The organism is Pantoea sp. AS142, assembly GCF_037152305.1.
Classification (GTDB): Bacteria; Pseudomonadota; Gammaproteobacteria; order Enterobacterales; family Enterobacteriaceae; genus Pantoea.
This window is the reverse complement of sequence record NZ_JBBCMO010000007.1, coordinates 132,094-154,348: the sequence shown is the minus strand read 5'-3', so window position 1 is coordinate 154,348 and position 22,255 is coordinate 132,094. Positions and strand designations below refer to the sequence as shown.

Genomic DNA, 22,255 nt, shown 5'->3' with positions numbered 1-22,255 from the left:
AAACTCTGGCACTGCATCCAGCGCCAGAATCTCTCTGCTATTGACACTTATTCTTCTGTCGACAGCATCAGCCTAATGCGCCCACCCGCGCCCCATACGTGGCATTGCCAGTTATCTGCGCGCTGACTGATTTGGTTAAGATGGGTGCTGCCCATAGTGCCAAGGGGGACACCATTGCTGAGCTGAATCTGATGGGCATGAACATGGAGTGTGGCGTTTAATCCAGCCGAAACCAGAATTAAGTTTTTTAAACCGCGATGATAGTACCCAACCAGCAATGGAAACTGGCCGCTCAGATTCGCCTGCCGCAGCAGCAGATTGACCTGTCTGAGAAGCCCATTAAGCTCTGGCAGACGCTGTTTTTGCCCGGTCAGTTGCTCCTGCAGAAGGCCATTAAACAGAGCCCGCAGTAGCAAAGCTGCTAGCACGCCATTGTCACCGGCGCGCGTCACATCAAGACAATAAAATGCCAGATCTTTATCAGAGAGCGCTGCAATATCAAGCACCAGTCCGGGCTGCTCAGCCATCGTCAGCTGACGGTAGTTAACCCGACAGTTAGCGATAGTCTGTTGCACCGGAGGCTGGAGTTGCTTGAGCAGCTTGGCGGCCGCTTTTGGATCACGAACCAGCGCATCCCAGTCCTGGAACAACTGCTCATCCTCTTCCACTTTTGAGGTGAACATAGAAGGATAGAGACACTCATAGACGGCTTCACGAAAGCGTTCAAAGTTTTTCAGTGGCTTAAGCAGCACATCCTGCACCCCGAGTCGCAGCACATGCGCGATATCAGACATATTTTCGGTGGCCGAGATAATTAATATCGGCACGACGTTGCCACGGGTACGAATGTGCTCTACAAACTGAATGCCGCTCATACGGGGCATTTCCAGATCGCAGATAATCAGGTCGACAGTATGCTCTTGTAGTTGTGCAATTGCTTCCAGACCGTCTTCCGCTTGTAACGTTACAGCACCCATCGATAACAAAAATTGGTCCAGCAACGAACGGAAAACAGCCTCATCTTCGACAATGAGTATCTTTTTGCCGAGTAGTGGTTTTTCCATTCTTTCCCCCTGCGTACCAGATATTTCAATAGTGGTTCATAAAACGCAGTTGCGCCTTTCAGAATTGCCCGAAGTCACCGCTTAGAATGAACAACCTAATTATCTGCCACGGACCAGTGGTAATAGTTCATCCATTTTCTTCTCTACGGCGGCCTTGCCTGCCTCAATGGCCTCTTCAGCACGATGAAAGTCCAGCGTCGAAATTTGCGGACAGACCGGCTGTATCAATACATCGGGCGGATCGCCTGCCATACGGTTTCTCTTAAGGCGATTCTCCAGCACCTGGATAGAGGTGGACATAATCTCCATCGCACCAGGTGACTGAGACGCACGGCGCTGGGTGAAATTGACCAGGCGCTGTCGCAGCTTCCCACCCCAACTTAATGCCGCTGCGGCGGCTTCTTCTTCACTATTCTGAGGTGTAACGGAAAAGAGATCCTGCTGCATTAAATGCGCGTCATGCTGTAAATCAACAGCGATAACAATGTCTGCCCCCAGGGCGCGGGTAAGTGAAATCGGCACCGGGTTGACCACGGCACCATCCACCAGCCAATATCCATTGTAGCCCACCGGCGGTAATAAACCTGGCATACTGCAGGATGCGCGTACTGCCTGATGCAAATCGCCCTCGGTCAGCCAGAGTTCACGGCCAGTACTGAGGTTGGTCGCCACCACGCCAAAGGGTTTATTACAGTGCTCTATCGCGTCATTGGGGATGAGCTGACGAACATGGCTAAATACCCGCTCACCACGTAAGAGCCCGCCACGCTGCCAAGAGACATCCATCAGGCGAATAACATCCCAGTAGCGGAATGCACTGACCCATTTTTCCATCAGCGGCAAACGATTATTCACATAGGCAGATCCAACCAGTGCCCCAACTGAGCAGCCTGCAACGACGTCGATCTCAATACCTGCACGCTCCAGCGCGTTAATCACGCCGATGTGCGCCCACCCCTTGGCTGCTCCAGACCCCAGAGCCAATCCAATTTTTACCTTTCTCATTTGTATCTGGTCCTGCCGTCAATACGTAGCGTCACAACGTGGGGTCAGCTAACATAGCGCGCTTGTTAAATCGACCCATCATTCACAGGAGAAAATGTGTCAGAAACCTGCCCATGTTGTAGCGGAGAGCAGTATAGCGTATGTTGCGAACCCTTTCTGCAGGGCAACCAGATTCCTGTTACAGCTGAACAACTTATGCGATCCCGTTATTGCGCCTATGTTCAGCATAATGCGGAGTATCTGGTTGCGACCTGGCATCCCGGTAAACGCCATCCGGAACTGTCGGGGCTTTTATCTGAAAGTTTTCCGGGTACCGTTTGGCTTAGCCTGAATGTAACCCGTTGTAATCATGGAAGCCATGAGAACGAAGCTTTCGTCACCTTTTTTGCGCGGTACCGCGAGAAAAACAACATTCATGCCATTCATGAGTGTTCACGCTTTCTTCACGAGGATCAACGCTGGTACTATGTTGATGGCACAGCACCGCCCGTGGGGCGTAACGATCCCTGCCCCTGCGGCAGTGCCAAAAAATACAAAAAATGTTGTGGTTAAGCTGACGGCTACCCCAGCGGATTACCCCAAATGCTTTGACAGGACTCTGATTGAGATGCAAGCGCAAACCATGCAAAGAAAAGTTTTACGAACCATTTGTCCCGATGCAAAAGGTCTGATCGCCAAAATCACCAATATTTGTTACAAGCACGAACTTAATATCGTGCAAAACAATGAGTTTGTTGATCATCGCACCGGGCGTTTTTTCATGCGCACCGAGCTGGAAGGGATTTTCAACGACAATACCCTGCTCGCTGACCTCGACAGCGCCCTGCCTCAAGGTTCAGTGCGGGAACTTCACAGTGCCGGTCGTCGTCGCGTGGTAATCCTGGTCACTAAAGAGGCACACTGCCTGGGTGACCTCTTAATGAAGAGCGCGTTTGGCGGGCTGGATATGGAAATTGCGGCGGTCGTGGGTAACCATGACACCCTGCGTTCACTGGTTGAGCGTTTCGACATTCCCTTTGTACTGGTGAGTCACGAGGGGCTGACGCGGGAAGAGCACGATAACCGCATGGTGGAAGAGATTGACCGCTATCAGCCCGATTACGTGGTGCTGGCAAAATATATGCGTGTCCTGACGCCCGCTTTCGTGCAGCGTTATCCGAACCAGATTATCAATATTCACCACTCCTTCCTGCCCGCCTTTATCGGTGCCCGTCCTTACCATCAGGCTTATGAGCGTGGGGTGAAGATCATTGGCGCCACCGCGCACTATGTGAATGATAATCTCGATGAAGGCCCAATCATCATGCAGGATGTGATTAACGTCGATCACAGCTACACCGCCGATGAGATGATGCGCGCCGGTCGCGACGTAGAAAAGAATGTCCTGAGTAATGCGTTGTATAAAGTACTGGGCCAGCGCGTGTTCGTTTACGGCAACCGTACGATTATTCTTTAATCATCCAGGGCGCTGAATTGTCTGCAGATTCAGCGCTACGCGTAAAAAGTGGGCAAACAGTTGTGGTTTTGCCAGTGGGCGCTTTACACCTTTATCGCATTTGGTATGATGCGCCCCGCTTTAAGAGAGAAAGATTCAGGCCATGGTGGGATTCCCGAGCGGCCAAAGGGAGCAGACTGTAAATCTGCCGTCACAGACTTCGAAGGTTCGAATCCTTCTCCCACCACCATCTGAATCATCTTAAGGCACTTCATTATCCCAGGTGGGATTCCCGAGCGGCCAAAGGGAGCAGACTGTAAATCTGCCGTCACAGACTTCGAAGGTTCGAATCCTTCTCCCACCACCATCTTGCATATTGCAGACAATCCCTGAAGTTATACAAAACCTTCCTGTTTTATCCTTCTGTTCAGCCTGCTACACACTCACATTCTTACCCGTTCACCTAAAATCTTAGCCCGTTCCGTCATGACTTTTTCAGAGAAAATCGCTACCATCTCCGGCTGGCACTTCTGAACTATGGTCTATCTCATGAAATTTGTTTCATTTAACATCAATGGGTTGCGTGCCCGCCCGCATCAGCTTCAGGCGCTAGTCGAACAACATCAGCCCGACGTTATCGGTCTGCAGGAAACCAAGGTCCATGACGACATGTTCCCACTGGAAGAGGTGTCAAAGCTCGGCTACCACGTCTTCTATCATGGACAGAAAGGCCATTACGGCGTGGCGCTGTTAACGAAAGCTCAGCCTGTGTCGGTGAGCCGGGGCTTTCCCGGTGATGACGAAGAGGCACAGCGCCGCCTTATTATCGCTGAACTTCCCAGCCCGATTGGCGACATCACGATAATCAATGGCTATTTTCCACAAGGCGAAAATCGCGACCATCCCACCAAATTTCCGGCTAAAGAAAAATTCTATCACGATCTGCAACGTCTGCTGACCGGGGATCTGCCTGCCGATAAACCGATTTTGATCATGGGCGACATGAATATCAGCAGTACCGATCGGGATATTGGTATTGGTGAGGATAACCGCAAGCGCTGGCTGCGCACCGGTAAATGCTCTTTCCTGCCGGAAGAACGTGAGTGGATGGACCGCCTGCTGGGCTGGGGACTGGTCGATACCTGGCGTGAGCATAATCCCGACGTGGCGGATCGCTTTTCCTGGTTTGATTACCGTTCGAAGGGGTTTGATGATAATCGCGGGTTACGTATCGATTTAGTGCTGGCCAGCAAAACGCTGGCCTCACACTGCGTTGAGACCGGCATTGATTATGAGATTCGGGGCATGGAAAAACCGTCTGACCACGCGCCCATCTGGTCAACCTTCCGCTTTTAAGTGACAGTCGCGTGGCAGAGCACCACGCGACGGCTATTTCACTATTTTCCAGATCAGGTTGTTGGTGCCAATGGCATGTTCATCACGAGTGCATTGCAGCAGCACGCCCTCTGACTTCACCACCGCGCCTTCCGTGTAGTTTCGGTTCTCGAAGATACAGCAGCGGAGACAGTCTGGCTGACGTCTCTCGGCCTGCGTCCAGGCTTCCGGCGGCATATCCACCACCACATCGGTATTCATACCGTTGTTACCCTGCTGTGGCATCGACTGATAACGACTGTTGGCCTGTGCCGCGCTGGTCGCCAGCGTCAGGGCCACGACCAGTACTACTGAATAACACCTCATTCCGTCTCCTTCACTTTACGCCTGGTTTTGCGCACCGGACGTTTCTGTCCGGTGGACGGTAATCCCCGAAATGCATGCGCTGCAGGTTGCTGTCGCGCCTGCTGGATGAGGCCGGTTAAGGTCTGCACCAGCGGTTGCATAAACTCATCATAGCGGCAGGCCTTTTCGCTGATACGTGTCAGTGTCGATTCCCACTGCGCCGTCATATCCGGGCGTGCTGCCAGATCGGGTAGAGAGTGAATCAGGGCGCGTCCGGCATCAGTAGAATTGATATAGCGGCCCTTTTTCACCAGGAAGCCACGACGAAACAGTAATTCGATAATACCGGCACGCGTGGCTTCCGTTCCTAAACCATCGGTCGCGCGCAGGACTTTCTTTAATTCTTTATCCTGAACAAAACGGGCAATGCCGGTCATAGCTGAAAGAATGGTGGCATCGGTAAACGGGCGTGGCGGCTGGGTCTGCTTCGCCAGCACCTCTCCACGCTCACACAGCAGCTCATCCCCTTTCGCCACCACCGGCAGCGGCATGCCGTCGTTCTCTTCATCCCGCTCTTTGTTGCCCAGCAGCGCGCGCCAACCCGCCTCGGCCAAAAAGCGCGCTTTAGCCACGAATTTTCCACCCGCAATATCGAGATCGATGACACATTTACGGAATACCGCATCCGGGCAGAACTGCATCAGATACTGGCGCGCTACCAGTTCATAGATATGCTGCTCGTTTTCACTGAGCTTCACCGCGCTGGCACGGGCCGTGGGGATAATGGCGTGGTGCGCATCGACTTTTTTATCATCCCAACAGCGATTCCTGCGATTGGCATCGAAATCTGCCGGTGGGGTTAGCAATGACTGATGAGCCTGTATCGCCTTTAATACCGCATGACGACCGGTAAAATGCTCTTCGGGCAGATAGCGACTATCCGAACGGGGATACGTAATCAGTTTGTGGGTTTCATAGAGGCGCTGACAGGTATCCAGTACCGTCTGCGCACTCAGTCCGTAGCGTTTAGCTGCCTCAATCTGTAGGCTTGACAAGGAGAATGGCAGCGGAGCCACCTCATGTTCGCGCTTGTCACTGTAGGCGGTGACGATCGCTGGCTGGCCGGTGATACGCGCCACCACATGATCGGCCAGCGCGCGTTTGAGCAGACGCCCCTCTTCATCCTGCCACGGCTCACAGGCTTCGCTGGGGACCCAGCTGGCGATAAATCTGGCGCCATCAGGCGTAAGGATATGTGCTTTCACTTCGAAGTAATCTTTCGGCAGAAAGTTCTCAATCTCTTCATCGCGCCGGACCACCAGTCCCAGCACTGGCGTCTGCACCCGACCCACCGAGAGTACGCCATCGTAACCTGCATTGCGTCCCAACAGGGTCCAGGCGCGGGTCATGTTAATCCCGTAGAGCCAGTCTGCACGGGCGCGGGCCAGCGCAGAGACGCATAACGGTATAAACTCGCGATTCTCACGCAGGCGGTTCACTGCCCGGTCTACCGCCTGGGGGTTGAGATCGTTGATCAGACAACGCTGCACTTTGCTGCGTTTTTCAGCCGGCAGGTTCAGGTAATCAAGCACTTCATCCACCAGCAACTGCCCTTCGCGATCCGGGTCACCGGCATGCACTACCTCACTCGCCTTCGCCAGTAAATCCTCAACCACTTTCAGCTGCTTAGCGACCGAAGGTCGGGGTTTAAGTTGCCATTTTTCCGGAATGATCGGCAGATCAGCCAGCGACCAGCGCGCGTAGCGGCTGTCATAACTGTCGGGTTGCGCCTGCTCCAGAAGATGTCCTACGCACCAGGTGACAATTTGATCGTTGCCGCAGGCAATGAATCCATCACCGCGTCGATGCGGTTTCGGCAGCACATCTGCGATAGCACGCCCAAGGCTCGGTTTTTCCGCAATAAACAAACGCATTGAATCAGGTAATCCTTAACATCAGGGGAACGCAGTGATAACTGGTGGTTCGCTGTCGGTATGAATCCTGGAGCTATGTTAGCCTGGCAAGGCTTCGGGCGTAAGCGTAACGCGCGACGTTAGCGATCGTTCGCACAGGAACCGTGCAGAGGCAGGGCTGAAATGCACTCTGCCGGAACCTAAAATGCATCGTGATCAGAAGTAACGGACGAAAGGCGCCGTGTCAGGCGGGAGCACCGTAGTGCTGGATTTCAGTTGCGGGGTGCCCAGATAGAGAAAGCCGACGATGGCATCCTGCTCGCGGCAGCCAAACCCCTGACGTACCCGCTCGTCATCGGTCCAGGGGCCGCTGCGCCAGATACCATTGTAACCCTGAGCCATGGCCGCCATCTGCATCGCCATCACCGCGCAACTGGCCGAGGCGATCTGTTCCCAACGCGGCACTTTGTGGTGCTCTTCACAATGTGCCACCACCGTAATGATCATCGGTGCGCGAAACGGTGACTGACTCGCTTTGTTTATCGCCTTTTCGTCCAGCTGTTTATCGCGTGCTGACTGCTCCAGCAGCTGGCTCAGCCGGTCACGTCCTTCATTTTCCACAATGATAAAGCGCCAGGGCTGCAGCGTGCCGTGATCCGGGGCGCGCATGCCAGCCCGCAGGATATTTTCCAGTGCGTCACCTGCTGGTGCCGGCTCAGTCAGGCGTGAGGCCGAACGTCGGTTGACCAGTAACTCCAGTGCGTCCATGTTTCTCTCCCGATCTCTGTAATGTGCCGTTATCCTGGCACAGGCAGATTTTTTGTAACAGTGCGCAGTGATTTCCTGCTGACTTTTAACACGCCGCTCTTTAGGATGAGCTCGTCGGGGAAGTCTGGTCCGCGCGGCGGCCACTTCCTGCTACATAATATGGAGAGTCTGATGCGCACATTGTGGCGAATAATTGCCGGTCTGTTCCGCTGGATCTGGCGGGTATTGAATTTTATCAGGGAATTTATTCTGAATATCTTCCTGATTTTGTTGATTGTGGTGGGTGTAGGGATTTGGCTGCAGGTCAGCGGATCGGGCGGCAGTTCAGCGCCGCTCCAGCAAGGCGCATTGAAAGTCGATCTCAGCGGCGTACTGGTGGATAAACCGTCAGTGAGCAATCGTCTGAATAAAATTGGCCGCCAGCTGCTGGGTGCAAGCAGTGACCGCTTACAGGAAAATTCGCTGTTTGATGTGGTCGACGCGATTCGCCAGGCAAAAGGCGATAGCAACATCAAAGGCATAGTGCTTGATTTACGCGAATTTGCCGGTGGCGATCAGCCTTCTCTGCAATATGTGGGTAAAGCGCTGCGCGAATTCCGTGACAGCGGCAAGCCGATTTATGCACTCGGCGACAGCTACAGCCAGGCGCAATATTACCTTGCCAGCTACGCCACTAAAATCTATCTGTCGCCGCAGGGCACGGTGGATCTGCATGGTTTCGCCACCAACGGGCTTTATTACAAAACCCTGCTGGAGAAGTTGAAAGTCACTTCACACGTGTTCCGTGTCGGAACCTATAAATCGGCGGTCGAGCCGTTCCTGCGTGACGACATGTCACCTGCCGCACGGGATGCTGACAGCCGCTGGGTCGGTCAGCTGTGGCAGAACTACCTGAACACCGTGGCGGCGAATCGCCAGATTACACCAGAGCAACTTTTCCCGGGCGCGGCTGCGATTATTGCCGGATTAAATGCCGTTAAAGGCGATACCGCGCAATATGCACTGGATAACAAGCTGGTCGATGCCCTGGGTTCGCGAGCGGCAGCCGATCAGGAGCTGGTCAAAACCTTTGGTCTGGATAAGCAGAGCAACGATTACCGTAGCGTCAGCATCTATGACTACAGCGTGAAAACCACCTCCACGCAGCAGGATGGCAACATCGCGGTAGTTATGGCCAGCGGTGCCATCATGGATGGTGAAGAGACGCCGGGCAACGTTGGTGGCGACACTACGGCTGCACAGATCCGCGATGCGCGTCTCGACCCGAAAATCAAAGCGATTATTCTGCGGGTGAACAGCCCGGGCGGCAGTGTCACCGCCTCTGAAGCGATTCGTGAAGAACTGGCTGCTGCCCAGACGGCCGGTAAACCGATTGTGGTCTCAATGGGCGGCATGGCGGCTTCCGGCGGTTACTGGATCTCAACACCTGCCAGTTACATTGTTGCTAACCCCAGCACGCTGACCGGCTCCATTGGTATTTTCGGCGTGATTAATACGCTGGAAAATAGCCTGGACAGCATTGGCGTACATACCGACGGTGTCGCGACCTCCCCGCTGGCGGATATCTCAACCACCAAAGCGCTGCCAACAGAAGTTCAGCAGCTGATGCAGCTGACCATCGAAAATGGCTACCGCAACTTTGTCGGCCTGGTGGCGAAGTCGCGTCACAAAACGCCCGAGCAGATTGATGCCATTGCGCAGGGCCATGTATGGACCGGCAGCGATGCCAAAGCCAATGGCCTGGTTGATGCTCTCGGAGACTTCGATGATGCCGTGAAGAAGGCAGGCGAGCTAGCGAAAGTCAGTAAACCACAGCTAAGCTGGTATCAGGATGACCCGAGTTTCCTGGATATGATGCTAAGTCAGATGAATGCATCTGTGCAGGCGATACTGCCGGATACACTGAAAGCCTGGCTGCCGGCACCGATGCTGGATGTGATGAGTGCTATGAAAGCCCAGCCGGGTCTGATCGACCGGCTGAACGATCCTCAAAACCGTTACGCCTTCTGCCTGAACTGCGGCGAAGTGCGATAAACCTCGCAGCCTGGCCGCAGGTCGGGCTGCTTTTCCCCGCTATTCCCCTTATACTGCGCGTTTTATGGCGAGTCTGAGTTCTCTAATGCAAAAGAAAAACATCTACGTAGCCTATACTGGCGGGACAATCGGTATGCAGCGCTCGGCGCAGGGTTATATTCCGGTTTCCGGACACCTGCAGCAGCAACTGGCAAACATGCCGGAGTTCCATCGCCCCGAGATGCCTGATTTCACCATTCATGAATATCAGCCGCTGATCGACTCTTCCGACATGACCCCGGAAGACTGGCAGTCTATTGCCGAAGATATCCGCCAAAACTACGATCGCTACGATGGTTTTGTGATTCTTCATGGCACTGACACCATGGCGTTTACCGCCTCAGCGCTCTCTTTTATGCTGGAAAACCTGGCCAAACCGGTCATCGTCACTGGCTCGCAGATACCGTTAGCGGAGCTGCGCTCAGACGGTCAGCAAAACCTGTTAAATTCACTTTATGTGGCGGCCAACTACCCGATCAGCGAAGTGTCGCTGTTTTTCAATAACACGCTCTATCGCGGTAACCGCACCACCAAAGCCCATGCAGATGGCTTTAACGCCTTTGCTTCGCCTAACCTCTCTGCACTGCTGGAAGCGGGCATTCATATTCGCCGCCTCAATACGCCGCCTGCCCCGTCCGGTCAGGGCGAACTGAAGGTCCACACTATTACGCCTCAGCCAATTGGTGTGGTCACCATCTATCCGGGGATTTCAGCCGACGTGGTGCGTAACTTCCTGAGACAGCCAGTGAAGGCACTGATCCTGCGTTCTTATGGTGTGGGTAATGCCCCGCAGAACAAAGAATTTTTGGCAGAGCTCCAGCAGGCCAGTGAACGTGGCATCGTGGTGGTGAACCTTACCCAGTGTATTTCAGGCAAGGTTAATATGGGTGGATACGCTACCGGCAATGCGCTGGAACATGCTGGCGTAATCAGCGGATTTGACCTGACTGTAGAAGCTGCGCTGACCAAGCTACACTTTTTACTCAGCCAGGATCTGTCGGCCGATCAAATCCGCGCCAGAATGCAGCAGAATTTACGCGGCGAACTGACTGAAGACTGAAACGGAGCGACATGTAATGAAGCGGGCACTCATCATTATTGATATTCAGAACGATTTTTGTCCCGGCGGCCCGATGGCAGTCCATGAGGGCGACCACACAGTCGAGGTGGCAAATCGTTATGCGCGTATGTTCCATGAAAACGGAGAATGCGTCCTGGCCTTGCAGGACTGGCATCCTGCTAATCACGGCAGCTTTGCCTCGGTTTCCGGCGAGCCAGTCTACACGCCTGGCGAGTTAAATGGTCTGGCCCAGATCTGGTGGCCCGATCACGGCATTCAGGGCTCGGCTGGCGCTGACTTCCATCCAGGTCTGGATCGCTCACTGTTTGATGCGACTTTCCATAAAGGTCAGGATCAGGATGTCGACAGCTACAGCGCCTTTTTTGATAATGGCCACCGCCGTAAAACCGAGCTGGACAGCTGGCTGCGTGAGCGGGGGATCACCCATCTGGTGATGCTCGGGCTGGCCACGGATTACTGCGTAAAATATAGCGTGCTGGATGCACTCGAACTGGGGTATCACGTTGAGGTGGTTAAAGAGGGCTGCCGCGGCGTCAATCTGAATCCTGAGGACAGTGACATCGCCTTTGCTCAGATGACCGCCCAGGGCGCAATTCTGATTTAAAAAATGGAGCTGGCATTACGCCAGCTTTTTAATGCAGATGGATGCGCGTCACATCAGGGTCGATGCCGAACTCTTCTTTCAGCTCTTTTTTCGACTTCATCACCATCTCACCACCTTTGCCGATAGTCATATGCTGGGGGTCATCGTTGTGTCTCGCCTGCCACATCATCACCAGTTGCAGGCAGTTCTCACGCTGTTCCTGGGTCAATGCCACGCCATCCGGCCATTTACCAATCTCAACGGCTGTTGCCAGACGCTGGTAGACTTCAGGCGTCATTGACGCAAGCATTGCTTCAAGTTGTTCCTTCATCGCCCTTACCCTTTGGTCTGTTCACCCTGCTCGTCGGTAAAATTCAGTGAGGCGGAGTTAACACAATAGCGTTCGCCGGTGGGTTGCGGGCCATCCGGGAAAACATGCCCCAGATGCGCATCGCAGCTGCCACAGCGGATCTCAACACGCTGCATACCGTGTGAATCGTCCTCGATGTAGCGAATCGCATCATCACTCACCGGCTGGTAGAAACTGGGCCAGCCACAGCCTGAATCATATTTGGTCTCTGAGAGAAAAAGTGGCGCCTCACAGACCAGGCAGTGGTAGATCCCTTCCTGCTTGTTATGCAGCAACGCGCCGCTGTAAGGCGGTTCCGTTCCGCGATGCTGAGTGACGTAGCGCTGCATTTCAGTCAGCTGCGCAATTTTTGCTTCGGTTGCGGTGTCTTTAGCCATTTTAGGATTCCGGGAAGTGCCATTCTGAAAAATTCGACTATTATTCTAACAAATGATCAACATAACCCGGGTCTTTTTTTGTGCTCACCTGTTCAGCCCGCCCGCCGCTAAGCGGATTTGTGACTTCGATCACCTTTTGTCCTGTGCATCCCTATATATTCGGCGATTGATTCAACGAAGCGCGATATCATTGGCGGCGCGCAAGCGGTTGCGCACTGAATAATTCCTCTCAGGCGAATTGATTTGTCGCAACAATTGACACGATTCCGCTTGACGCCTGGTAAGGTTTTTGTAATTTTACAGGCAACCTTTTATTCACTAACCAATAGCTGGTGGAATATATGACTATCAAAGTAGGTATCAATGGTTTCGGCCGTATCGGTCGCATCGTTTTCCGTGCTGCTCAAAAGCGTTCTGACATCGAAATCGTTGCTATCAACGACCTGCTGGACGCGGATTACATGGCGTACATGCTGAAGTATGACTCTACTCACGGTCGTTTCGACGGCACCGTAGAAGTTCAGGATGGCGCACTGGTGGTTAACGGTAAAAAAATCCGTGTTACCGCTGAACGTGATCCGGCGAACCTGAAGTGGGATGAAGTGGGCGTTGACGTTGTTGCTGAAGCAACCGGTATCTTCCTGACCGACGAAACCGCGCGTAAACACATCACCGCAGGTGCTAAGAAAGTCGTTCTGACCGGTCCATCTAAAGATGACACCCCAATGTTTGTTCGTGGTGCAAACTTCGACAAATATGATGGCCAGGATATCGTTTCTAACGCTTCCTGTACCACCAACTGCCTGGCACCGCTGGCAAAAGTAATCAACGACAAGTTCGGTATCGTTGAAGGTCTGATGACCACTGTTCACGCTACTACTGCAACCCAGAAAACCGTTGATGGCCCGTCTCACAAAGACTGGCGTGGCGGCCGCGGTGCATCGCAGAACATCATTCCTTCATCAACTGGCGCAGCTAAAGCCGTTGGTAAAGTTCTGCCAGAACTGAACGGCAAACTGACTGGTATGGCATTCCGCGTACCTACTCCTAACGTTTCCGTTGTTGACCTGACCGTGCGTCTGGAAAAAGCGGCTTCTTACAAAGAAATCTGTGCTGCAATCAAAGCGGCTGCAGAAGGTGAGATGAAAGACGTGCTGGGCTATGTTGAAGATGACGTGGTTTCTACCGACTTCAACGGCGAAATCCTGACTTCAGTGTTTGACGCTAAAGCCGGTATCGCGCTGAACGACAACTTTGTGAAACTGGTTTCCTGGTACGACAACGAAACTGGCTACTCAAACAAAGTTCTCGACCTGATTGCACTGGTTTCTGCTAAATAAGGCAGCCAGACATCATTAAGAATAAGGGCGACTTCGGTCGCCCTTTTTTGATCCGCACAGGAAGGAATAGAACATGCAAGATAAACTGTTTTCTCTGCCGGTGGTGACCCAGATCTCCCCTTACCTTTCTCAGCGGCAGGTGGGTGAGCTCCCGACGATTGTCGTCAGTCACCCAAAAGTACGGGCCGCAGTCACGCTGCAGGGCGCGCATCTGATCGCCTGGCAACCCAGCGGCGAAAAGCCAGTGCTCTGGCTGAGTGATAAAAGTCTCTTCTCATCAGGCAAGGCGATTCGTGGCGGCGTCCCAATCTGCTGGCCGTGGTTTGGCCCGGCTGGCGAACCGGCACACGGTTTTGCCCGGGTTCAGCCATGGACGCTGACTGCGCATGATGAGAATGAAGATGGCGTGATGCTGACGCTGGTCCTTAAGAGCAACGTACAGACACTGAAACTGTGGCCCCACGAGTTCACCCTTATCGCCCGCTTCCGTCTGAGTCAGCATTGTGAGATTGAGCTGGAAGCCTATGGTGACTTTGAAGCCACTTCAGCCCTGCACAGCTACTTCACCATCAGCGATATCAATGGTGTCGAGGTCTCAGGTCTGGGTAACAGCTATATCGATAAAGTGAATAACGGCGAGGTCGGCAGCAGCGACGGTAAACAGCGTTACCCTGGAAGAATCGACCGTGTCTTTACCGCGGCGGAAGATTGTTCGGTGATTAATGATACAGCGGGTGAGCGGCAGATCGAGGTTTACCACCACCATCACAGTGACGTTGTCACGTGGAATCCTGGCGTGGAACTCTCCTGCAGTATGTCGGATATGGCGAATGAAGGTTATAAGACGATGGTCTGCGTAGAGACGGCACGCATCAACAAACCGTTACGCAGCGCGGGTGAAAAGCCATCACGCCTGGCCACGACCTTCCGCCTTAAAAAGAAAGCCGCAGCCAGCGACAAAGTGAACGGCTAAACGATATCCAGCGGCAACTTATGCTGTGGTGCTGGCCAGGCCCGATCGATGAGCTTAAGTTCTTCATCGGTTAATACCACTTCCAGCGCAGCAGCATTTTCCTGTACGTGCACCACAGAACTGGCTTTAGGAATGGCAATCACACCTGACTGACGAATCACCCATGCCAGCAGTAATTGTGCCACGCTGATGCCCTTCTGCTGTGCAATCTGAGTTAGCCGCGAATCGGTGAAGAGCGAGTCACGTAATCGTCCAGCCTGTGCTAGCGGACAGTAGGCCATAACCGGCACCCCACGCTGCTGACACGTTGGCAGCAGATCGAATTCAATGCCGCGTGACGCCAGATGGTAGAGCACCTGATTAGTCGCGCACTGATTTCCTTCCGGCTCATCCCACAGTTCAGCCATATCGTCTGTGTCAAAATTTGAGACGCCCCAGTAACGAATTTTGCCCTGCTGCTGCAGGCGTTCCATTGCACGGAGTGTCTCTTCCAGCGGAACATCGCCGCGCCAGTGTAACAGGTAGAGATCGAGATAATCGGTTTGCAGACGGCGCAGGCTGTGCTCACAGGCTGCAATGGCATCCCGTTCACCCGCATTCCATGGATAGACTTTGGAGACCAACAGCGCCCGATCGCGACGGCCCAGCAGTGCCTGCCCGACAACCTCTTCTGCTCCGCCATCCGCATACATTTCGGCGGTATCGATAAGCTGCAATCCACACTCAAGACCCGCCTGTAATGCAGCGACTTCCTCAGCACGCTGCGCCGGGTTTTCGCCCATATACCAGGTGCCCTGACCGATGACAGGTAGATCGCTGTATCCAGCAAAGTTAATCGTGTTATGCATTCTGCTCTCCCGCCCCATTCCGAGGCCCTGAAAAAGAACAGAGGGCACTAAACGCCCTCTTTTGGTGCGCCATCAGAAGGTATAGCTGACACCCGTCCAGATTAACGCTTGCCCGCTTTTATCAATCATCGGGCTGTCTTTTATTTCGCTGTCGAAGCGGGTGTAACGTCCCATGACGCTGGCATTCCACTGCGGCGAAATCTGATAGCTGGCACTCAGTTCAACATAAGGTGACCAAGTGTCATCCGGATTATAACGGCTGATACCGGTTCGGGCGCTTTCATGCCCGGACACACCGTAGTAATAACGGTTTTGATTGGCACTGTTCCACGTAGCTCCGATGCCCGGTGTCAGACTCAAGTCACCCATCTGGAAGCGATAGAGGTAAGTCAGGTCCCAGATCATCCCGTTACTTTTATTGAGCACATCTCCCAGTAATGAGGTACGGACAATCCCCCAATCAGCGGTGTGACGATAGGTTGCGCCCCCCATCAGCGTCATGCGCCGTTTATCCAGCCCTTTCATGTCGCCCAGATCGTTGTCGCTGGGTTTATATTCCTGCGGTGAACCCAGCAGCGTCAGCGACAGCTGATTCTGGGGATCTTTCCACAGGTAGTAGCCGCCCTGCAGGCTGCGGAACCAGAAGTTTTCACCCTCATAATTGATAACCGGAACCGGAAGATAACGGTCCTGACCGCCTCGATAAGGTGACTCTGCGTAGATGACCGACGCGCCAATGGAAAGCGGTGCGGCATTCGCGTGTGTAGCCAGTAAATAACAGGGCAGAAGTACAGCAAGCGTCTTAAATTTGAATTGGTTCACAATTTATTCATTCCATAAATATAACAATCAAACAGGAAGTTTAACGTTTTTTTACAGCTGAATTAACTTATATCGAAATCCTTTAAGTGACTCACCGAAGAAGGTGGCATCAAAGGTTAAAAACACGTTAAGTTAAAGCATCATCCATACGAACTCATCTCTCAACAAACCGAAATCGCTACTGGTCTTCCCCTCATTCACCCAAACCCGTGGAGGAAATTTCCTAGAAGCCATCTACAGTTAGATGTAACAGCAGATAAATTGTACGAGCAGAGTAACCACAAAAGTTGTGTATCCCGATAAAAAAGATCAGGTTGGCATAAGGGTTGCTGTACTCAACAGAGAATATCTTCCGGGAGCTGCTATAAACCTCTAATTACGCTCCTTACCTGTGCTAAAAACGAAAGGACGGGCATCGCTATGAATATATTCGATCACTATCGTCAGCGTTATGAAGCTGCCAAGGACGAAGAGTTCACATTGCAGGAATTTCTTGCCATCTGTAAGCAGGATCGCAGTGCATACGCCAACGCTGCAGAGCGACTGTTAATGGCTATCGGAGAGCCGGTAATGGTTGACACTGCTCAGGAGCCACGCCTTTCCAGAATATTCTCCAACCGTGTGATGGGACGCTATCCGGCGTTCGAGGAGTTTTACGGCATGGAGGAAGCGATTGAACAGATCGTATCCTACCTCAAACATGCCGCTCAGGGACTGGAAGAGAAGAAACAGATCCTCTATTTGCTGGGCCCGGTGGGTGGCGGTAAATCATCACTGGCGGAACGCCTTAAGTCGCTGATGCAGCGAGTGCCGATCTATGTGCTGAGCGCAGACGGTGAACGCAGCCCGGTTAACGATCACCCTCTTTGCCTGTTTAATCCGCAGGAGGATGCTCACATTCTTGAAAAAGAGTATGGCGTACCGCGCCGTTATCTTGGCACGATTATGTCGCCGTGGGCCGCTAAAAGACTGCATGACTTTGGTGGCGATATTTCACGTTTCAAAGTCGTGAAGGTCTGGCCGTCCATTCTGGAGCAACTGGCGATTGCCAAAACAGAACCGGGTGATGAAAACAATCAGGATATCTCTGCGCTAGTCGGTAAAGTCGATATCCGAAAATTGGAAAATCACGCCCAGAATGATCCTGATGCTTACGGGTATTCCGGCGCACTCTGCCGGGCGAATCAGGGCATCATGGAATTCGTTGAGATGTTTAAAGCGCCGATCAAGGTTCTGCACCCGTTACTGACGGCGACTCAGGAAGGGAACTATAACGGCACTGAGGGGATTTCGGCGCTGCCGTTTAACGGCATTATTCTGGCGCACTCCAATGAATCAGAGTGGGTGACATTCCGCAACAACAAGAATAATGAGGCGTTCCTTGACCGCGTTTACATCGTCAAGGTGCCTTACTGCCTGCGGGTGTCTGAAGAGATTAAGATCTACGACAAATTGCTTAATCACAGTGAGCTGGCGACTTCGCCCTGCGCACCTGGCACGCTGGAAACGCTGGCTCGTTTCTCTATCCTGTCACGACTAAAAGCGCCCGAGAATTCCAGCATCTATTCCAAAATGCGGGTCTATGACGGTGAAAGTCTGAAAGACACCGATCCTAAAGCCAAATCGTGGCAGGAATATCACGACTACGCCGGTGTAGATGAAGGGATGAACGGCCTGTCGACCCGCTTTGCATTTAAGATTCTGTCGCGGGTGTTTAACTTTGATCACGCCGAAGTGGCGGCGAACCCGGTACACCTCTTCTATGTGCTGGAGCAGCAGATTGAACGCGAACAGTTCCCACAGGATCAGGCAGAAAGATACCTTGAGCATCTTAAAGGCTATCTGATTCCTAAATATGCTGAATTTATCGGCAAAGAGATTCAGACCGCCTATCTGGAATCTTATTCTGAATATGGTCAGAACATCTTTGACCGCTATGTGACCTATGCCGACTTCTGGATTCAGGATCAGGAGTATCGCGATCCCGACACCGGACAGCTATTTGATCGTGAATCGCTCAACGCGGAACTGGAGAAAATTGAGAAGCCCGCTGGCATCAGCAACCCGAAAGATTTCCGTAACGAGATCGTCAACTTCGTGCTGCGTGCCAGGGCACACAATAACGGTCGCAATCCGAACTGGACCAGTTATGAGAAATTACGCACCGTGATCGAGAAGAAAATGTTCTCGAACACGGAAGAATTACTGCCGGTAATCTCGTTTAACACCAAGACCTCTACCGATGAGCAGAAGAAACATGATGATTTTGTCGATCGCATGATGGAAAAAGGCTATACCCGCAAACAGGTTCGCCTGCTATGCGAATGGTATCTGCGTGTGCGCAAATCGTCCTGATAAGAGTCTGTAAGCTTGCCGGTAAGTGATACCGGTCTGACAAGGTCGGGTTCGCCCGGCCTGCTTACAATGTAGTTTGGGGGAATACCATGGCCTATTTCATCGATCGCCGACTCAACGGCAAAAACAAGAGCGCGGTAAACCGCCAGCGCTTCTTGCGCCGTTATAAGTCGCAAATTAAGCAGTCGATCTCCGAGGCCATCAATAAACGCTCGGTGACCGACGTAAGCAGCGGTGAGTCTGTCTCTATACCGATTGACGACATCAATGAGCCGATTTTCCATCAGGGACGCGGCGGAAATCGCCATCGGGTTCATCCGGGTAATGACCATTTTGTTCAGAATGATCGAGTCGAGCGCCCGCAGGCCGGTGGTGGTGGCGGCAGTGGTCAGGGCGAAGCCAGCCAGGATGGTGAAGGTCAGGATGAATTTGTCTTTCAGATATCGAAAGATGAGTATCTTGACCTGCTGTTTGAAGATCTCGCCCTGCCTAACCTGCGCCGGAACCAGCATCGTCAGCTGAATGAGTATAAAACTCATCGTGCGGGTTTCACGTCCAATGGCGTGCCTGCCAATATCAGCGTGGTGCGTTCGCTGCAGAACTCGCTGGCGCGTCGCACAGCGATGACGGCGGGAAAACGCAGGATGCTGCACGAACTGGAAGCGACACTGCTACAGGTACAAAACGCTGAACCGGCTCAGCTGCTGGAGGAGGAAAAGCTGCGTAAAGAGATCGCCGAGTTGCGAGCACGCATCGAACGGGTGCCTTTTATCGATACCTTCGACCTGCGCTACAAAAACTTTGAGAAACGCCCTGAGCCTTCCAGCCAGGCGGTGATGTTCTGTCTGATGGATGTTTCTGGCTCAATGGATCAGGCCACCAAGGATATGGCGAAACGCTTCTATATCCTGCTCTACCTGTTTCTGAGTCGCACTTACAAAAATGTCGATGTCGTCTACATCCGGCATCATACTCAGGCCAAAGAGGTGGATGAGCAGGAGTTCTTCTACTCCCAGGAGACCGGCGGCACCATTGTCTCCAGTGCATTGAAACTCATGGATGAGGTGGTGAAAGAGCGCTATGACCCGGCGCAGTGGAATATCTATGCAGCACAGGCGTCAGATGGCGATAACTGGGCCGACGATTCACCGCTCTGTCATGAAATTCTGGCGAAGCATATTCTGCCAGTGGTGCGTTATTACAGTTATATCGAGATCACCCGCCGTGCGCATCAGACGCTGTGGCGCGAATATGAGCATCTGCAGGCGATGTTCGATAACTTTGCCATTGAACATATTCGCGAACCGGAAGATATCTACCCGGTATTCCGATCGCTGTTCCATAAACAGGCAACGGAAGCCTGACCTACCCAGCCGGTTCAACACCGGCTGATGTTGCTTTAAAGGGTGAGCGAAGGGAACGTCCACCCGGTTCAATGCCGCAAAAACGCCCCTTCAGTCGTCTTATTGCGGGCCATTAGTGGCCCGCAACGCATTGCTACAGGCGTTCGCTTTTATCGCTTTCAGATTCTCAGCAGTTTCTGCCGGCTAATCACCGTTTTTTTATCTGCCGAATAACCTCGTAAAACAGTCTGTTTTCTACCGCTTGCCTGCCAACACCCTCATTCTTCACATTAATCTGATACCATATGCGGTTAAGCAATTCGTATAATGATTATTTTCACAATGACAACTCCTTGATAAAACATTATCTTTCAGAGATAGCATGGATATTTATCACCAGTTGCTGCATCGCACTGTCATATCTCAGGAGACCGGGTTTGAACCACACTATCGTCTACAGTCTGTTTATCATCGGTTCCGTGCTGGTAGCATCGAGTATTCTGCTCAGTTCTTTCTCATCCAGGCTGGGCATCCCTATTTTGGTTATCTTCCTTGCACTGGGCATGCTGGCCGGTGTTGATGGTATCGGCGGCATCGCTTTCGATAACTATCCGGCTGCGTATCTGATCTCGAACCTGGCGCTGGCGATTATCCTGCTGGATGGCGGCATGCGGACCAAAGCCAGCTCGTTTAAAGTCGCGCTGGGGCCCGCGCTGTCATTGGCTACCGTCGGGGTGATGATCACTGCAGGTTTAACCGGTGTCGTGGCGGCATGGTTATTTAATCTGGATATGATGCAGGGATTCCTGATTGGCGCGATTATCGGCTCCACTGATGCCGCCGCGGTCTTTTCACTGCTGGGTGACAAAGGCCTGAATGAGCGCGTCAGCTCTACGCTCGAGATTGAGTCGGGCAGCAACGACCCGATGGCGGTGTTTCTGACCATTACCCTGATTGAGATGATCGAACAGGGCCGCACCGGTCTTGACTGGATGTTCCTGGTGCATCTGGTGCAGCAGTTCGGTCTGGGTATTGTGTTAGGCCTGGGCGGCGGTTGGGCGCTGCAGCAACTGATTAACCGCATCAGCCTGGCCGGAGGGCTTTATCCGCTGCTGGCGTTAAGTGGCGGCATTCTGGTGTTCGCCCTGACCACGGTATTAGAAGGCAGTGGTATTCTGGCTGTCTATCTGTGTGGGTTTTTACTGGGTAACCGCCCGATTCGTAACCGCCATGGCATTCTGCAGACCTTTGACGGTATGGCGTGGCTGAGTCAGATTGGCATGTTTATTGTGCTTGGGCTACTGGTGACACCTTCCGATTTATGGCATATCGCGGTTCCGGCGATGATCCTCTCGCTGTGGCTGATTCTGGTGGCGCGCCCGCTGTCGGTGTTTATTGGCCTGCTGCCGTTCCGCAGCTTCACTACCCGCGAACGGGTCTTTATCAGCTGGGTCGGCTTGCGCGGTGCGGTTCCGATTATCCTTGCGGTCTTCCCGATGATGGCCGGACTGGAGAACGCCTCGCTCTATTTTAATATCGCTTTCTTTGTCGTGCTGGTCTCCCTCATGTTGCAGGGCACCTCGCTGGGCTTTGCCGCAAAAAAAGCCAAAGTGGTGGTGCCACCTACCGCTTCGCCAATCAGCCGTATCGGTCTGGATATTCATCCGGAAAATCCGTGGGAGCATTTTGTTTACCAGCTCAGCGCTGACAAATGGTGCGTCGGTGCTGCACTGCGTGATCTGCAAATGCCGCGCGAGACGCGTATCGCCGCCCTGTTCCGTGACAATGTCCTGATGCACCCCAATGGCGGGACGCGGCTTAAAGAGAACGACGTAATCTGCGTGATTGGCCGTGAGCGCGATCTTCCGGCACTCGGCAAAATGTTCAGCCAGTCGCCGCCGGTGTCGCTCGACCAGCGCTTCTTCGGTGACTTTATTCTGGATGCAGAAGCTCGCCTGAGCGACGTTGCTCAGATTTACGGACTCGAACTGGACGAGAGCACCAATGATCAGCAATCGCTGGGACAGCTGGTGCTGGGTATGCTGGGCGGCGCGCCGGTGGTGGGCGATCAGGTTGAGTGGAATCAGCTGACCTGGACTGTGGCAGAGAAAGAAGACAATCGTATCGTGAAGATTGGTGTCCGCCCGGCTGAAGAGAAGGAATAATCCTAATCATTCAGCCACGTTATTTTCTGTCGATACACTAAGCTTAAATGTCTATGTCAG

20 protein-coding genes and 2 tRNA genes are annotated in these 22,255 nt (G+C 53.0%); 13 read left to right on the top strand and 9 right to left on the bottom strand.

Going from position 1 to position 22,255, the window contains the following annotated elements; all coding sequences use genetic code 11:
* Positions 1-47: 47 nt before the first annotated feature.
* Both rssB and rssA read right to left on the bottom strand, forming a co-directional pair.
* The gene (rssB, locus tag WFO64_RS14395) at positions 48-1,064 is read right to left on the bottom strand and encodes a two-component system response regulator RssB (RefSeq protein WP_337012768.1); all 1,017 of its coding nucleotides are present in this window, start codon (positions 1,062-1,064) and stop codon (positions 48-50) included.
* A 99-nt stretch (positions 1,065-1,163) separates the two neighbouring features.
* Positions 1,164-2,069 (bottom strand): patatin-like phospholipase RssA, encoded by a 906-nt coding sequence (gene rssA / locus WFO64_RS14390; RefSeq protein WP_337012767.1) that lies wholly within the window; start codon positions 2,067-2,069, stop codon positions 1,164-1,166.
* A gap of 96 nt (positions 2,070-2,165) precedes the next feature.
* On the opposite strand from rssA, the gene WFO64_RS14385 reads away from it, so the two are divergent.
* The 5 genes from WFO64_RS14385 (at position 2,166) to xthA (ending at position 4,860) form a co-directional block, all read left to right on the top strand.
* Complete coding sequence (locus tag WFO64_RS14385; RefSeq protein ID WP_337012765.1) at positions 2,166-2,621, top strand: YchJ family protein; 456 nt, start codon at positions 2,166-2,168, stop codon at positions 2,619-2,621.
* Positions 2,622-2,676: 55 nt separating this feature from the next.
* Complete coding sequence (gene purU / locus WFO64_RS14380; protein WP_003852258.1) at positions 2,677-3,525, top strand: formyltetrahydrofolate deformylase; 849 nt, start codon at positions 2,677-2,679, stop codon at positions 3,523-3,525.
* Positions 3,526-3,669: 144 nt separating this feature from the next.
* Positions 3,670-3,754, top strand: a tRNA-Tyr gene (locus tag WFO64_RS14375).
* A gap of 32 nt (positions 3,755-3,786) precedes the next feature.
* Positions 3,787-3,871: transfer RNA gene (locus tag WFO64_RS14370), tRNA-Tyr, on the top strand.
* 182 nt (positions 3,872-4,053) lie between these two features.
* A complete protein-coding gene (xthA, locus tag WFO64_RS14365) occupies positions 4,054-4,860 on the top strand; it encodes an exodeoxyribonuclease III (protein WP_337012762.1) in 807 nt (268 codons plus the stop codon).
* Positions 4,861-4,893: 33 nt separating this feature from the next.
* Here the strand turns inward: xthA and WFO64_RS14360 are convergent, their stop codons facing one another.
* The 3 genes from WFO64_RS14360 to WFO64_RS14350 form a co-directional block, all read right to left on the bottom strand.
* Positions 4,894-5,205, bottom strand: a complete 312-nt coding sequence (locus WFO64_RS14360; protein ID WP_337012760.1) for a DUF1496 domain-containing protein — start codon at positions 5,203-5,205, stop codon at positions 4,894-4,896.
* Positions 5,202-7,118: a DNA topoisomerase III gene (locus WFO64_RS14355; protein ID WP_337012758.1), complete on the bottom strand. Its 1,917-nt coding sequence runs from the start codon at positions 7,116-7,118 to the stop codon at positions 5,202-5,204. Before WFO64_RS14355 ends, WFO64_RS14360 begins: the two co-directional genes overlap by 4 nt.
* 195 nt (positions 7,119-7,313) lie before the next feature.
* A complete protein-coding gene (locus WFO64_RS14350; RefSeq protein ID WP_337012756.1) occupies positions 7,314-7,865 on the bottom strand; it encodes an NAD(P)H nitroreductase in 552 nt (183 codons plus the stop codon).
* Positions 7,866-8,036: 171 nt separating this feature from the next.
* On the opposite strand from WFO64_RS14350, the gene sppA reads away from it, so the two are divergent.
* The 3 genes from sppA to pncA all read left to right on the top strand — a co-directional run bounded on the left by sppA (position 8,037) and on the right by pncA (position 11,623).
* Positions 8,037-9,899, top strand: coding sequence for a signal peptide peptidase SppA (gene sppA, locus WFO64_RS14345; protein ID WP_337012754.1), 1,863 nt, complete (start codon positions 8,037-8,039; stop codon positions 9,897-9,899).
* Between the two features lie 85 nt (positions 9,900-9,984).
* A complete protein-coding gene (gene ansA / locus WFO64_RS14340) occupies positions 9,985-10,998 on the top strand; it encodes an asparaginase (protein ID WP_337012752.1) in 1,014 nt (337 codons plus the stop codon).
* A gap of 16 nt (positions 10,999-11,014) precedes the next feature.
* Complete coding sequence (gene pncA, locus WFO64_RS14335) at positions 11,015-11,623, top strand: bifunctional nicotinamidase/pyrazinamidase (RefSeq protein ID WP_337012750.1); 609 nt, start codon at positions 11,015-11,017, stop codon at positions 11,621-11,623.
* Positions 11,624-11,651: 28 nt separating this feature from the next.
* On the opposite strand, the gene WFO64_RS14330 is transcribed toward pncA, so the two are convergent.
* Together WFO64_RS14330 and msrB are read right to left on the bottom strand one after the other, a co-directional pair.
* The gene (locus WFO64_RS14330) at positions 11,652-11,933 is read right to left on the bottom strand and encodes a YeaC family protein (RefSeq protein WP_337012748.1); all 282 of its coding nucleotides are present in this window, start codon (positions 11,931-11,933) and stop codon (positions 11,652-11,654) included.
* A gap of 5 nt (positions 11,934-11,938) precedes the next feature.
* Positions 11,939-12,349 (bottom strand): peptide-methionine (R)-S-oxide reductase MsrB, encoded by a 411-nt coding sequence (gene msrB, locus WFO64_RS14325; RefSeq protein WP_337012746.1) that lies wholly within the window; start codon positions 12,347-12,349, stop codon positions 11,939-11,941.
* Positions 12,350-12,690: 341 nt separating this feature from the next.
* Between msrB and gapA the strand changes: the two genes are divergently transcribed.
* Both gapA and WFO64_RS14315 read left to right on the top strand, forming a co-directional pair.
* A complete protein-coding gene (gene gapA / locus WFO64_RS14320) occupies positions 12,691-13,689 on the top strand; it encodes a glyceraldehyde-3-phosphate dehydrogenase (protein ID WP_003852747.1) in 999 nt (332 codons plus the stop codon).
* 73 nt (positions 13,690-13,762) lie between these two features.
* On the top strand, positions 13,763-14,662 hold the full coding sequence (locus WFO64_RS14315; protein ID WP_337012744.1) for a D-hexose-6-phosphate mutarotase: 900 nt from the start codon (positions 13,763-13,765) through the stop codon (positions 14,660-14,662).
* On the opposite strand, the gene WFO64_RS14310 is transcribed toward WFO64_RS14315, so the two are convergent.
* Entirely contained in the window at positions 14,659-15,510 is an 852-nt protein-coding gene (locus WFO64_RS14310) for an aldo/keto reductase (protein ID WP_337012742.1), read from the bottom strand. The two genes, WFO64_RS14315 and WFO64_RS14310, sit on opposite strands and share 4 nt — an antisense overlap.
* 72 nt (positions 15,511-15,582) lie before the next feature.
* Positions 15,583-16,332 (bottom strand): MipA/OmpV family protein, encoded by a 750-nt coding sequence (locus WFO64_RS14305; RefSeq protein ID WP_337012740.1) that lies wholly within the window; start codon positions 16,330-16,332, stop codon positions 15,583-15,585.
* Between the two features lie 420 nt (positions 16,333-16,752).
* Between WFO64_RS14305 and yeaG the strand changes: the two genes are divergently transcribed.
* The 3 genes from yeaG (at position 16,753) to WFO64_RS14290 (ending at position 22,195) form a co-directional block, all read left to right on the top strand.
* On the top strand, positions 16,753-18,687 hold the full coding sequence (yeaG, locus tag WFO64_RS14300) for a protein kinase YeaG (protein ID WP_337012738.1): 1,935 nt from the start codon (positions 16,753-16,755) through the stop codon (positions 18,685-18,687).
* An 89-nt stretch (positions 18,688-18,776) separates the two neighbouring features.
* Positions 18,777-20,051 carry a YeaH/YhbH family protein gene (locus tag WFO64_RS14295; RefSeq protein WP_337012736.1) on the top strand — a complete coding sequence of 425 codons (1,275 nt, stop codon included), beginning with the start codon at positions 18,777-18,779 and terminating at the stop codon, positions 20,049-20,051.
* Positions 20,052-20,467: 416 nt separating this feature from the next.
* Positions 20,468-22,195 (top strand): potassium/proton antiporter, encoded by a 1,728-nt coding sequence (locus WFO64_RS14290; RefSeq protein ID WP_337012734.1) that lies wholly within the window; start codon positions 20,468-20,470, stop codon positions 22,193-22,195.
* Positions 22,196-22,255 lie beyond the last annotated feature (60 nt).

Coding starts and splice junctions, on each gene's coding strand:
- WFO64_RS14330 (WP_337012748.1), bottom strand. CDS start 11,933: ATGAAGGAACAACTTGAAGCAATGCTTGCGTCAATGACGCCTGAAGTC.
- yeaG (WP_337012738.1), top strand. CDS start 16,753: ATGAATATATTCGATCACTATCGTCAGCGTTATGAAGCTGCCAAGGAC.
- pncA (WP_337012750.1), top strand. CDS start 11,015: ATGAAGCGGGCACTCATCATTATTGATATTCAGAACGATTTTTGTCCC.
- rssA (WP_337012767.1), bottom strand. CDS start 2,069: ATGAGAAAGGTAAAAATTGGATTGGCTCTGGGGTCTGGAGCAGCCAAG.
- WFO64_RS14350 (WP_337012756.1), bottom strand. CDS start 7,865: ATGGACGCACTGGAGTTACTGGTCAACCGACGTTCGGCCTCACGCCTG.
- gapA (WP_003852747.1), top strand. CDS start 12,691: ATGACTATCAAAGTAGGTATCAATGGTTTCGGCCGTATCGGTCGCATC.
- xthA (WP_337012762.1), top strand. CDS start 4,054: ATGAAATTTGTTTCATTTAACATCAATGGGTTGCGTGCCCGCCCGCAT.
- sppA (WP_337012754.1), top strand. CDS start 8,037: ATGCGCACATTGTGGCGAATAATTGCCGGTCTGTTCCGCTGGATCTGG.
- msrB (WP_337012746.1), bottom strand. CDS start 12,349: ATGGCTAAAGACACCGCAACCGAAGCAAAAATTGCGCAGCTGACTGAA.
- WFO64_RS14295 (WP_337012736.1), top strand. CDS start 18,777: ATGGCCTATTTCATCGATCGCCGACTCAACGGCAAAAACAAGAGCGCG.
- WFO64_RS14355 (WP_337012758.1), bottom strand. CDS start 7,118: ATGCGTTTGTTTATTGCGGAAAAACCGAGCCTTGGGCGTGCTATCGCA.
- WFO64_RS14315 (WP_337012744.1), top strand. CDS start 13,763: ATGCAAGATAAACTGTTTTCTCTGCCGGTGGTGACCCAGATCTCCCCT.
- ansA (WP_337012752.1), top strand. CDS start 9,985: ATGCAAAAGAAAAACATCTACGTAGCCTATACTGGCGGGACAATCGGT.
- WFO64_RS14310 (WP_337012742.1), bottom strand. CDS start 15,510: ATGCATAACACGATTAACTTTGCTGGATACAGCGATCTACCTGTCATC.
- rssB (WP_337012768.1), bottom strand. CDS start 1,064: ATGGAAAAACCACTACTCGGCAAAAAGATACTCATTGTCGAAGATGAG.
- WFO64_RS14360 (WP_337012760.1), bottom strand. CDS start 5,205: ATGAGGTGTTATTCAGTAGTACTGGTCGTGGCCCTGACGCTGGCGACC.
- purU (WP_003852258.1), top strand. CDS start 2,677: ATGCAAGCGCAAACCATGCAAAGAAAAGTTTTACGAACCATTTGTCCC.